Consider the following 11,636-nt stretch of genomic DNA (forward strand, 5'->3'; position numbering starts at 1 on the left):
CTCCACAAGCACCCACACGAATTGCTTGATTCAGTTGTTAAAGAGCGGTTGGTTAAGATCTTTCGTCTCAACCGAGGCGCGCATTCTACAGCAGCCTCATTTGCTGTCAAGTGATTATTTTCAGAAGTTTCGAGATTTTCCTCAACAACTTCAACCACTTGCGCTTTCGATCTCTCGTCAGCGGGAGGCAAATACTACAGCATTAAAATACCCGGTCAACCCCCAACTGGAAATTCTTTTCCAGAGCAAAGAACCCAGGCCGCCACTATGAAAACCTCCAAGGACCTAACACCCCTCAGACTTCATAGAACGCCTTATATAAGATGCCTAACCAGCACATAAAGGCGGAACGGAGAAACAGAACCTGCAGAATGCAAAAAGGCCCCATAAATGGGGCCTTCAAGTACAAATAATGGCGGAGAGATAGGGATTCGAACCCTAGGTACCGGTGAAGGTACAACGGATTTCGAATCCGTCCCATTCGGCCACTCTGGCATCTCTCCAACGGCGCGCATCATAACAGCCTGTTTCGTGGAAGCAAAGCGCCGAAGCAATTTTTTTCCGTGCTATCAGATGCTTGCGTCGATTACAGCGGTACGCCGAGGCGGTTGGCGACTTCTTCGTAGGCTTCGATAACGTCACCGAGGCCCTGGCGGAAGCGGTCTTTGTCCATCTTCTTACGGGTGTCCTTGTCCCACAGACGGCAGCCGTCCGGGCTGAATTCGTCGCCCAGGACGATGGAGCCGTCGTGGAATACGCCGAATTCCAGCTTGAAGTCCACCAACAGCAGCCCGGCGTCGTCGAACAGCTTGCTCAGCACGTCGTTGACCTTGAGGGACAACTCCTTCATGCGCGCCAGTTGTTCAGCGGTGCCCCAGCCAAATGCCACCACGTGGGATTCGTTGATGAATGGATCGCCCTTGGCATCATCCTTGAGGAACAGCTCGAACGTGTAAGGGTTGAGCTTGAGGCCCTCTTCCACGCCCAGGCGCTTGACCAGGCTGCCGGCGGCGTAGTTACGCACGACGCACTCGACCGGGATCATGTCGAGTTTCTTCACCAGGCATTCGTTGTCGCCCAGCAGTTTATCGAATTGGGTCGGGATGCCGGCCGCTTCGAGTTTCTGCATGATGAAGGCGTTGAACTTGTTGTTCACCATACCCTTGCGGTCGAGCTGTTCGATGCGCTTGCCGTCGAACGCCGAGGTGTCGTTGCGAAACAGCAGGATCAAGCGGTTGGCGTCGTCGGTCTTGTAAACCGACTTGGCTTTGCCGCGGTAGAGTTCTTCACGTTTTTCCATGATGGGCTCCGCTTGGTAAGTAGATGGGCTAGGCGATATGTCGCCAGTCGAGCCCTGAATCTTGATCGGCCAGTTGCAGCCAGTCCGGGTCGCACCCGAGGGTGTCGACAAAACATTGCCGGGCAAGCTGCGGCAGGTTGTTCTTGCTGCTCAGGTGGGCCAGGACCAGATATTGCAGGTCTTGCCAGCCCAACTCATACACCAGGTACGCCGCCTGGTGGTTGTTCAAATGTCCCAGTTCGCCGCCAACCCGTTGCTTGAGAAAGTACGGATAGTGACCGCGCGCCAGCAGGTCTCGGCAATGGTTGGACTCGATCATCAATGCATCGAGATCCCGATAGCCTTCAAGCACCTTGGCACAATAGGAACCCAGGTCGGTAAGCAGGCCGAAGCGACGCTCGCCATCACTGAATACATATTGCGTGGGCTCGTGGGCATCATGCGCCACGGCAATCACAGCAATGCTCAAGGCACCGATCTGCAGTTGCTCGCCACCGGCCAGGAAACCTGCGGGTTCAATGGGTTTGCGCATCCCGCGCAAGGTGCCGCGACTCAGGTACACCGGAAGATTGTAGCGCCGAGACAGCAAACCCACGCCATGCACGTGGTCGGCATGTTCGTGGGTCACTAGAATCGCGCTCAACTGCGCCGGGTGAACCCCCAGGCGCAGCAGGCGTCGCTCGGTTTCCCGCAAGGAGAAACCACAATCCACCAGGACGTACGTGTCGTCGTGAGCTACAAGCGTGCCGTTCCCTTGGCTACCGCTGCCGAGAACAGCAAAACGCATCGGATCAGCCCAGGTTGTCCTGAATCACGCCCAACACTTTGCGCGCCGTTTCTGCAGGCGCTACGGTGTTGATGTTCTTCTCGACGGTGACTTGCACGTTGTCGCCAACCTTGCTCAGGCGAACCTGATAACGCTCGGCGCGAGTCTCGATCTCTTCCTTGGTCGGCTCGCTGCCGAACAACTTGCTGAAGAAACCACGCTCTTCGTCTTTCTTCTCGGCCTTTTCAGCCACGTTGATGTAGTACAGGCCCAGGCTGCGGTTGATGTCTTCAACGCGCCATGGACCTTGCTCCAGGGCACGACCGACGCTGGCCCAGGCTCGATCCAGGTCTTCACCCAGGTTGAGCACGACGTTGCCGCTACCGTCTTCGGTGAGGCTGACACGGTTAGGGGTGTCGTAATCACGGGCAGCGAGCAGGGATACGGAACCGCCCTTCTCGGAAATACGGCTCATGCTGGCAAGCATCTCGTCGACCAGCGCAGCATCGACACCGCTGTTGACCGAGCGATTGGTGAATTCGACGTTGGCGGTACTGCCGGCAGGACGCTCGGCACTGACCACATAGACTTCACTGGTGTTGCGCTGTACGCCTGGCTCGATGCGTACGCGGATGCGGCTTTCGCCATCAGCGGCGACGCCACCGGCCTGCAGGCGCTTGGCCATGTTGGCCGACAGTTCGTTCGACTGCTGCCATGCAGTGGTGAACTCACCGGTCTGCGGGCGTTGCTCGTCGATACGAAAACCGTTGTCCTGGAAGAACTGCACAGCAACCGGCCAGACTTCGGCAGGTGGGCGCTGGGCCATGATCCAACGCGAGTCGCCGCTTTTCTGCAGGCTGTAGTCACTGGCATCGGCCAGGGCCGAAATCGGCTGTGGACGCGGTACTTCGTACTCGCCCTTGACGGTGTCGTCGGCCACATTGCGCGGAATCGGCAGCAACGGGTCAAGGCGCTTGGCGACGTTGACGTCCGGCGGCAATTGCATCGGTGCGGTTTGTTGTGCTTCCAGGTAATCGCTACCGCGGTCACGGAAGTAGCCTTCCGGGCCCCAGATCCAACCGCAGCCACTAGTGCTGGAGATAATCAAGGCAAGTGCGGAAAGTCCGGCCAATCGCTTCATGCGTAGTGCTTCCTCAATTAAACCAGGACGCCGGACTGGCGCAGGGCCTGTCGCAGCGGTTCGTGACAGGCTGGGCTGAGTTGGGTGAGCGGCAGACGGATACCGTCCGGCATCAGGCCCATCTCGTGCAGCGCCCATTTCACGGGAATAGGGTTGGATTCGATAAACAGGGTTTTGTTGAGCGGCATCAGCTTTTCGTGAATCGCGCGGGCCTTGACGGCATCACCGGCGATTGCAGCTGCACACAGTTCGCTCATGGCACGCGGAGCCACGTTGGCGGTCACCGAGATATTGCCCTTGCCACCCAGCAGGATCAGCTCCACAGCCGTGGCGTCGTCGCCGGAGTACAGCAGGAAGTCGCTGCTCACGCCGGCCAGGATGTCCTTGGCGCGCTGCAGGTCACCCGTGGCTTCCTTGATACCGATGATGTTCGGCACGGTCGACAGGCGGATCACGGTCGCGGCCTGCATGTCGCACGCCGTGCGACCTGGCACGTTGTAGAGGATCTGCGGGATGTCGACAGCTTCGGCGATGGCCTTGAAGTGCTGGTACAAGCCTTCCTGGGTCGGCTTGTTGTAGTACGGCGTCACCAGCAGGCAAGCATCGGCACCGGCTTTCTTGGCGTTCTTGGTCAGTTCGATCGCTTCGCGCGTCGAGTTGGCGCCCGTACCGGCAATCACCGCGATACGCCCTGCAACGCGCTTGACCACAAACTCGATCACCTCGATGTGTTCCTCCACATCAAGCGTGGCCGATTCACCCGTGGTGCCGACGGCCACAATGGCGTTGGTGCCTTCTTGCAGGTGAAAGTCCACCAGTTTGCCCAGGCTGTCCCAGTCGAGATTACCTTGTGCATCCATGGGTGTGACCAGTGCCACCATACTGCCCGCAATCATGCAACCGCTCCTGCCGGAAAAAGAGAGCCGTAATGGTACTGGCGCCAAGATGCTTGCACAAGCGAAGTACCCTCCGAGGACGCGTTCTGGATCAACTTAGTTGCCGGCAATGCCATCATTGGGCCAAAGCACGGCCAACTGCCACTGAATATGCAATGAAAACGCCACGTCCTAGCCCTTGGCGGCGCTTTTCGCTACCCTTGATCCTTTGATCGGTACCGCACGTTCGTATCGACCGCTCATCGCTTTAGGAATGCTGCATGTCCACCCCCACAGTCCGCGAACAATTCCTTGTTATCAGTGCCCTTGGCGCCAACCCCATGGAGCTGACTAACGTCCTGTGCCGCGCCAGCCATGAAAACCGCTGCGCCGTCGTGACCTCACGCCTGACTCGCCATGGCGAGTGCAGCGCGCTGGTCCTGCAGATTTCCGGCAGCTGGGACGCCCTGGCGCGCCTGGAAGCTGGCTTGCCGACCCTGGCCAAGAAGCACGATTTCACCGTCAATGTGGTACGCAGTGCCGCCCTGGAGAACCGTCCCCAGGCGCTACCGTACGTGGCTTATGTCAGTTCGGCGTACCGTTCGGACATCGTTAATGAACTGTGCCAGTTCTTTATCGACCATAACGTCGAGTTGGAAAACCTGACCTGCGACACTTACCAGGCCCCCCAGACCGGCGGCACCATGCTCAACGCCACCTTTACCGTGACCTTGCCGGCCGGCGTGCAGATCAGTTGGTTGCGCGACCAGTTCCTGGATTTCGCCGATGCGCTGAACCTGGATGCACTGATCGAGCCCTGGCGCCCACAGAATCCAATGTAAGGAAGTTTTTCATGGCGGTAGTCATCGACACACCGGTCGCCGATTTCCAAGCCCCGGCGACCAGCGGGCAGACGTTCAGCCTTGCCGGCCTCAAGGGCAAGCAAGTGGTGATCTACTTTTACCCTAAAGACAGCACCCCGGGCTGCACCACCGAAGGCCAGGGGTTTCGCGATCACTACGCCGCGTTCCAGGCCGCCAACACCGAAGTGTTTGGCGTGTCCCGGGACAGCGTGAAGTCCCACGAGAACTTCAAGGCCAAGCAAGCTTTCCCCTTTGAGCTGATCAGCGACAAGGACGAGGCAGTTTGCCAGCTGTTTGATGTAATCAAGCTGAAGAAGCTGTACGGCAAGGAATACCTGGGCGTTGATCGCAGCACCTTCCTGATCGACAAGGAAGGCGTGCTGCGCCAGGAATGGCGCGGCGTGAAAGTGCCGGGACATGTGGAGGCGGTGTTGGCCGCGGCACAGGCACTGGACAAGACTTGATGGGGCTGGTGGCAGTTAGATAGCTATCGCAGGCAAGCCAGCTCCCACATGGGTTCGGTGCTCGACCAGACAACTCGGTAAGTGTGGGAGCCGGGCTTGCCCGCGATGGGGCCATCAGGCCTTGCGCAACCAGTAACGATAGACGCCGTTATCGGCCTCCTCGTGCAACAGCGCATGCCCCGCCAGCTTGGCAAACGTGCGGAAGTCCCGCTGCGAACCCGCATCCGTGGCGATCACCTTGAGCACCGCACCGCTGGCCAGCCGATTGAGTTCCATCTTGGCCTTGAGCAGTGGCAACGGGCAATTGAGGCCGCTGGCATCGAGCTCGGCGTCGTGGTTTACAGCAGCGGTCATGGTTTTGCTCCAGGCGGCGTCAAGGGGCGCTTAGAATATCTGGTCCCGAGCTCAGTGTCCGGCTACAGTAATGTCTTTGTCGAAAGGCTTTGTGCATGACTTTTTTGCGCCCTACCCTGCTGACGCTGGCTTGCCTGCTTGCCTCTCCAGGCTTCGCCGACGACCTGCCGTCACTTGGCGACGCCAGTTCTGCCATTGTCTCGCCACAACAGGAACACCAACTGGGCCGGGCGTGGCTGGCATTCCTGCGCGGCCAGGTCTCGGTCCTCAATGACCCGCAACTCAAGGATTACGTCGAGACCAGCGTCTACAAACTGGTGGAGACCAGCCAGGTCAATGACCGGCGCCTGGAGTTCATCCTGATCAACAGCCCGCAGCTCAACGCATTTGCTGCGCCGGGCGGGATTGTCGGGGTCAACGGCGGCCTGTTTCTCAATGCCCAGACCGAAGGCGAGTACGCCTCGGTGATGGCCCACGAATTGGCGCACTTGTCACAGCGCCACTTCGCCCGGGGCGTGGAAGCCCAGCAACGGATGCAGATCCCGATGATGGCCGCGCTGCTCGGCGGGATTATCGCTGCTGCCGCCGGCGCCGGGGATGCCGGGATTGCCGCGATTGCCGGCAGCCAGGCCGCCGCGATCCAGGAGCAGCGGCGCTTCTCCCGGCAGAATGAGCAAGAGGCCGACCGCATCGGCATCCTCAATATGGTCAAGGCCGGCTACGACCCGCGCTCGATGCCGACCATGTTCGAGCGCTTGATGCGCCAGTACCGCTTCGATGCCAAGCCTCCAGAATTCCTGCTGACACACCCGGTCACCGAATCGCGGATCGCCGATACGCGCAACCGCGCCGAACAGGCCAAGACCGGCGGCACCGAAGACAGCCTGCGCTATCAACTGATTCGCGCCAGGGTCCAGCTGTATTACGAAGATACGCCCGGCTTGGCCGCCAAGCGCTTCCGCGCCCAGCTGGATGAGAACCCGAAGAGCGATGTGGCGCGTTATGGCCTGGCCATCGCCCAGATCAAGGGCACCCAGCTCAACGAGGCACGGGAAACCCTCAAGCCGCTGCTGGCCAAGGCGCCCAACGACATCACCTACAACCTGGCGCAGATCGAGTTGGATATCACCAACAATCGCATGCCCGACGCGCAGCAACGCACCGACCGCATGCTGGCCCAATACCCCAGCAACTACCCGCTGAACCAGGTGCGCGTGGACCTGCTGCTCAAGCAGAACCGCACCGCCGACGCGGAAAAAGCCCTGGAAGGCCTGCTCAAGTCGCGCTCCGACGATCCCGACGTGTGGTACCAGGTCGCCGAAACCCGCGGGCTATCCGGCAATATCATCGGCCTGCATCAAGCCCGCGCCGAGTACTTTGCGTTGGTCGGCGACTTCCAGCAGGCGATCCAGCAACTGGACTTTGCCAAGCGCCGGGCCGGCAGCAACTTCCCGCTATCGTCACGCATTGATGCGCGCCAACGTGAGCTGATCGAACAGGAGCGCATCGTCAAAGGCATGATGAGCTAAATCCAGCGCCCACAAAAAAGCCCCGCTCTCGACTATCAAGAGCGGGGCTTTTTATTGACCGACGGCTAGCGGATTACTCGGCCAGCTTGAAGGTGATGAAGCTGGCACGCCCTTGACGCAGGACCCGCATCGACACCGAGCGATTCTTCGGCAGCGCCTTGGCGATGTCGGTGAATTCCTTGGTGGAGTTGATGGCCTGGTTGTTCAAGTGGGTGATCACGTCGCCTGGTTGCAGGCCGATCAGGGCGGCCGGGCCGTCCTGGACTTCCTTGATCACCACACCGCTCTTGAGGTCGAAGCTCTTCTTCTGCTCGTCGGTCAACTCGACGACGGCAATGCCCAGGCGGTTGCTGCTGCGCTCTGCACCCGATTTACCACCCAGCGCGCCAAGCTCCTGGCCTTCTTCAGGGATCGCGCCCACGGTCAGCTCGACGTTCTGGCGCTTGCCTTCGCGGATCACTTCCAGCTTGGCCTTACTGCCCGCCTTGAGTGCGCCGACCAGATGCGGCAGGTCAGCCGACATGACAATTGGCTGGCCGTTCATGCTCAGGATCACATCGCCAACCTGCAAGCCACCTTTGGCAGCGGGGCCGTCGTCCTGGATCTGCGCAACCAGGGCGCCGGCAGGCTTGTCCAGGCCAAAGGATTCGGCCAGGTCTTTGTTCACTTCCTGGATCACCACGCCCAACCAGCCACGGCTGACCTTGCCACCCGCTTTGAGTTGGTTGGAAACGTCCATGGCCACATCAATCGGGATGGCGAAGGAGACGCCCATGAAACCGCCGGAACGGGTGTAGATCTGCGAGTTGATCCCCACCACTTCGCCCGCCAGGTTGAACAGCGGACCACCGGAGTTACCCGGGTTGATCGGTACGTCGGTCTGGATGAACGGTACGTAGTTCTCGTTCGGCAGGCTGCGGCCGATGGCACTGACGATGCCTTGGGTCACGGTGTGGTCGAAGCCAAACGGCGAACCAATGGCTACCACCCACTGCCCGGCCTTCAGGTCCTGGGACTTGCCCAGTTTCAGCACGGGCAGGTCCTTGCCTTCGATTTTCAGCAAGGCCACGTCGGAGCGTGGATCGGTGCCGACCAACTTGGCCTTCAGTTCACTACGATCAGCCAGGCGCACGAGGATCTCGTCCGCGTCGGCGATCACATGATTGTTGGTCAGGATGTAGCCGTCAGGCGAAATGATAAAACCCGAGCCCAGGGATTGGGCTTCGCGCTGGCCACCACCACCGCCACGGGGCGAACGGGGCTGGGGCATGCCACGCTCGAAGAACTCCCGCAGCATCGGCGGCAGGCCTTCGAGATCAGGCATCTGCTGGTTCGAGACTTTACGATCCGGCAGCTTCTGGGTGGTACTGATATTCACCACGGCAGGCGAGGCCTGCTCTACCAGTTGGGTGAAGTCAGGCAACTCCGCCGCTTGCGCGGCAACGGCCTGACCCAGCACCAGCACCGTGGCGACTATGGATAGGTAAGATTTCAAACGTGGTATCGACATACAGCTCCCGTTACGACGAGCAGGGTTGGGCGACAGGGTTCAATAAACGCCGAAGACTACTACTAGCGACGTCAATATTGCGTGAACAACGCAAGGCCAGAGCCGAGAAGCTCTGACCTATAAAAAACATAAGGAGATTTTGCAAGTGAAAATACTCTCCAGACATTTCATGTTCTGCGCAGCAAAGCAGGCATTTCCTGCATCACTGTGAACGATCTGGATGAGCATAGGATTAACGGCTCACGGCTTTTCGGGTGCCGGGCCACTGCGAACCGACAGGGCGATACGTTCGGCGGTGCCCAGGGGAATCTCACCGACCACCGTGGCCACGACCTCGCCCTCAGTGGTGGTCATGCGGCGAGAGACAGCAACCGTAGGCCCCAACTGCACCCGGCTTTCGGTCGCGGCTTCGCCACTGACGGGCTCGAGGAACAGCGAAAAGCGCGCCAGCCCGTCCTCATACATCAGGCTGGTGACCACCACCTGAGTCTGGGAATCCTTGCGCGCGGTGCTGCGGGCCAACTGGAAGCCGGGCGGCAGCCAGCTCGGATGCCAGGCCTGGGGCTCTATTACTTCATCGGCCTTGCTGCTGGCGACCGACAGTGGCTTGCAGTCCTGGCCGGGCTGAAAATCGCTTTCATCCGGGGTTTTGGTGCTCAGTTGAGTGAACTGGAAACGTTCCAGCAACTGGCCTTTGTCATTGATCAGCAATGACTTGAGCGGCAGCGCGGTTTCACGGTCCAGATGCAGCTCGAACCCGTAACGATATTGATCACGTGGCGCCAACGAGACGATTACCGCCTTGCGACCAGCCACACGCGATTTACCAATAACGGCAAGTTCGTAAAAAGAACTGAGTTTTTGTGGATCAAGGACTTGGGCTGGAGCGCCGGGCAGACTGCCCAGACCCGCCACCAGGCTGCCGCTGACGCACTGGGTGCGCCCATCGATCCGGACAACTTCCTGGGCCGAGCCATCGAGCTGCAGCAGTCGTTCGCTAACCTGGCCATTCTGGACACGATGCCAGATGTCATGGGTAGAGAAACTACCGTTACGCTCGTAGATAAACGTGCCTTGGTAGCTTTGCTGCTGCTCTGCCCGCCCAAGACGCTTCAGCCAATCCTGGGCTTCATCGGCATGGGCAGGTACTGCAAACCAGCCACTGAGCAAAAGCGCAAGGAGCGGTATGGCGCGCATAAGGCTCCTTAGCGGTCTAGCGGTTTTCCAGGCTTGCAGCGCGAGCGTATGGCAGTGCGCTTTCGGTACCCTTTACAGCCGACTCTTGAGCGTGCTGGCGCAGGTAACCTGGCAGACGCTGGTCCTGCCAGCCGGATTGCCCTTGAAGCACGCCGTTGGCCATGGGGCCTGTCGCGTCAGAGCTTTCCTTGTAGCCGGCCAGGACAGCCGGGCCCTTGACTTGCGGACCAGCCATGACCGGCTGCTGGGTTTGCTGGGCCAGTTCGGCACCGGCGATTTCGTCCTGGTTATACAGGCGTACACCGGCCAGTACGGCCACTGTCACCGAGGCAGCGACCGCCAGGCGACCGAGGCTACGCCAAGGACCACGGGTGGCTTTTGCCGGAACGGCTTCATCGGCCAGCGCAGCAGAAACGGCCGCAGCAATATCCAGACGAGGGATTAGTAGATCCTTATGCATCACCGCCCGAGCGACTTGGTAACGAGACCAGGTATCACGGGTTTGGGCATCATCAAATGCATTGAGCACTCGACGAAGTTCCAGTTCATCCGCTTCGTTATCCATCACTGCGGACAGCGATTCCTGCAGGGCATCACGACTCATGGCGGTTCCTCTCTTGGCTGTCGCCGCTGTCTTTAGTTTTCCTGCAACAACGGTTGCAGGGCTTTATCGATGGCTTCCCGAGCCCGGAAAATCCGGGAGCGTACGGTCCCCACCGGACATTGCATGACGCTCGCAATGTCCTCGTAACTCAGACCATCGAATTCACGTAAAGTTAATGCCGTACGTAAATCTTCTGGCAGTTGCTGAATAGTGCGATGGACAGTGCCTTCGATCTCGTCGCGCAGCAATGCACGCTCCGGCGACTCGAGATCCTTGAGGCCGTGATCACCATCGTAGAATTCTGCATCTTCCGAACTCACATCACTATCAGGTGGGCGGCGTCCGCGAGACACCAGATAGTTCTTCGCCGTGTTGATGGCGATGCGATACAGCCACGTGTAAAACGCACTGTCACCGCGAAAATTACCGAGTGCACGGTAGGCCTTGATAAAGGCTTCCTGTGCAACGTCCTGCGCTTCATGGGTGTCGTGCACGAACCGCACGATCAACCCGAGAATTTTGTGCTGGTATTTCAGCACTAGCAGATCAAATGCGCGCTTGTCGCCGCGTTGAACGCGCTCGACCAGCTGCTGATCCTCTTCCTGGGTTAGCATGAACACTCCTCGTTGTACTTGAAGGAGGCTTGCATAACTAAACGATCAGGCTTGCAAACATAGACTAGGACTTTTCGCAAAAGTTCTCCCCCTTCAAGCAAGTTTCCGGTGGGCTCTGTTTTGGCACACACGAAAAACGCAGCGCGGGCATAGCCGGCTGCGTGAATAATCTTGTCGCCGGTTTTCTGACACTCCCATGTTCCAGGCCAATCAGTAAAACCAACGTTTTCCCAGCTTTCGGGCATCCTGTTATGGAGTCGGGCGTGATGCAAAAGTTCCCATCTCGACACCGGACCGCCTCATCAAAGCCGTGCAGTTCGTTCACCATAGTTTCACAATGCCACGAATGCCCGACTATTGTGCCGATAGCCCCCTCTATATACTAGTGGGCCGTGTGACCCTTTGATTCGCCGATCCAG

Annotated in this window: 12 protein-coding genes, 1 tRNA gene and 1 pseudogene; 4 read left to right on the forward strand and 10 right to left on the reverse strand. The window is 59.1% G+C overall.

The genetic code is table 11. The features are described from left to right. A pseudogene (locus HBO05_RS29120) lies at positions 1–271 on the forward strand (hypothetical protein); the annotation flags it as partial. A gap of 142 nt (positions 272–413) precedes the next feature. Here HBO05_RS29120 and HBO05_RS27310 read toward each other — a convergent pair. From HBO05_RS27310 to dapA, 5 genes are all read right to left on the reverse strand, one after another. Further along, positions 414–503: transfer RNA gene (locus tag HBO05_RS27310), tRNA-Ser, on the reverse strand. An 83-nt stretch (positions 504–586) separates the two neighbouring features. After that, positions 587–1,300: a phosphoribosylaminoimidazolesuccinocarboxamide synthase gene (gene purC, locus HBO05_RS27315; RefSeq protein ID WP_003211975.1), complete on the reverse strand. Its 714-nt coding sequence runs from the start codon at positions 1,298–1,300 to the stop codon at positions 587–589. 28 nt (positions 1,301–1,328) lie between these two features. After that, positions 1,329–2,087: an MBL fold metallo-hydrolase gene (locus HBO05_RS27320; protein WP_172314762.1), complete on the reverse strand. Its 759-nt coding sequence runs from the start codon at positions 2,085–2,087 to the stop codon at positions 1,329–1,331. A gap of 4 nt (positions 2,088–2,091) precedes the next feature. After that, positions 2,092–3,207 (reverse strand): outer membrane protein assembly factor BamC, encoded by a 1,116-nt coding sequence (bamC, locus tag HBO05_RS27325; RefSeq protein ID WP_169956702.1) that lies wholly within the window; start codon positions 3,205–3,207, stop codon positions 2,092–2,094. A 17-nt stretch (positions 3,208–3,224) separates the two neighbouring features. Then, positions 3,225–4,103, reverse strand: coding sequence for a 4-hydroxy-tetrahydrodipicolinate synthase (gene dapA, locus HBO05_RS27330; RefSeq protein WP_169956704.1), 879 nt, complete (start codon positions 4,101–4,103; stop codon positions 3,225–3,227). A gap of 260 nt (positions 4,104–4,363) precedes the next feature. Here dapA and HBO05_RS27335 point away from each other — a divergent pair, with 260 nt between their 5' ends. Continuing rightward, positions 4,364–4,924 carry a glycine cleavage system protein R gene (locus tag HBO05_RS27335; RefSeq protein ID WP_032857877.1) on the forward strand — a complete coding sequence of 187 codons (561 nt, stop codon included), beginning with the start codon at positions 4,364–4,366 and terminating at the stop codon, positions 4,922–4,924. An 11-nt stretch (positions 4,925–4,935) separates the two neighbouring features. Next, a complete protein-coding gene (locus HBO05_RS27340; protein WP_172314764.1) occupies positions 4,936–5,409 on the forward strand; it encodes a peroxiredoxin in 474 nt (157 codons plus the stop codon). 114 nt (positions 5,410–5,523) lie between these two features. On the opposite strand, the gene HBO05_RS27345 is transcribed toward HBO05_RS27340, so the two are convergent. Further along, positions 5,524–5,763 (reverse strand): sulfurtransferase TusA family protein, encoded by a 240-nt coding sequence (locus HBO05_RS27345; protein ID WP_169956710.1) that lies wholly within the window; start codon positions 5,761–5,763, stop codon positions 5,524–5,526. Between the two features lie 95 nt (positions 5,764–5,858). Here HBO05_RS27345 and HBO05_RS27350 point away from each other — a divergent pair, with 95 nt between their 5' ends. Then, complete coding sequence (locus HBO05_RS27350; protein WP_029299078.1) at positions 5,859–7,292, forward strand: M48 family metalloprotease; 1,434 nt, start codon at positions 5,859–5,861, stop codon at positions 7,290–7,292. Between the two features lie 73 nt (positions 7,293–7,365). On the opposite strand, the gene HBO05_RS27355 is transcribed toward HBO05_RS27350, so the two are convergent. From HBO05_RS27355 to rpoE, 4 genes are all read right to left on the reverse strand, one after another. Continuing rightward, positions 7,366–8,802, reverse strand: coding sequence for a DegQ family serine endoprotease (locus HBO05_RS27355; RefSeq protein ID WP_169956714.1), 1,437 nt, complete (start codon positions 8,800–8,802; stop codon positions 7,366–7,368). A gap of 240 nt (positions 8,803–9,042) precedes the next feature. Then, positions 9,043–9,999 (reverse strand): MucB/RseB C-terminal domain-containing protein, encoded by a 957-nt coding sequence (locus tag HBO05_RS27360; RefSeq protein WP_172314766.1) that lies wholly within the window; start codon positions 9,997–9,999, stop codon positions 9,043–9,045. 16 nt (positions 10,000–10,015) lie between these two features. Beyond that, positions 10,016–10,603, reverse strand: coding sequence for an RseA family anti-sigma factor (locus HBO05_RS27365; RefSeq protein ID WP_169956719.1), 588 nt, complete (start codon positions 10,601–10,603; stop codon positions 10,016–10,018). A gap of 32 nt (positions 10,604–10,635) precedes the next feature. Beyond that, the gene (gene rpoE, locus HBO05_RS27370; protein ID WP_003172477.1) at positions 10,636–11,217 is read right to left on the reverse strand and encodes an RNA polymerase sigma factor RpoE; all 582 of its coding nucleotides are present in this window, start codon (positions 11,215–11,217) and stop codon (positions 10,636–10,638) included. Positions 11,218–11,636: the final 419 nt, after the last annotated feature.

It is taken from the genome of Pseudomonas sp. WS 5079 (genome assembly GCF_012985465.1).
Classification (GTDB): Bacteria; Pseudomonadota; Gammaproteobacteria; order Pseudomonadales; family Pseudomonadaceae; genus Aquipseudomonas.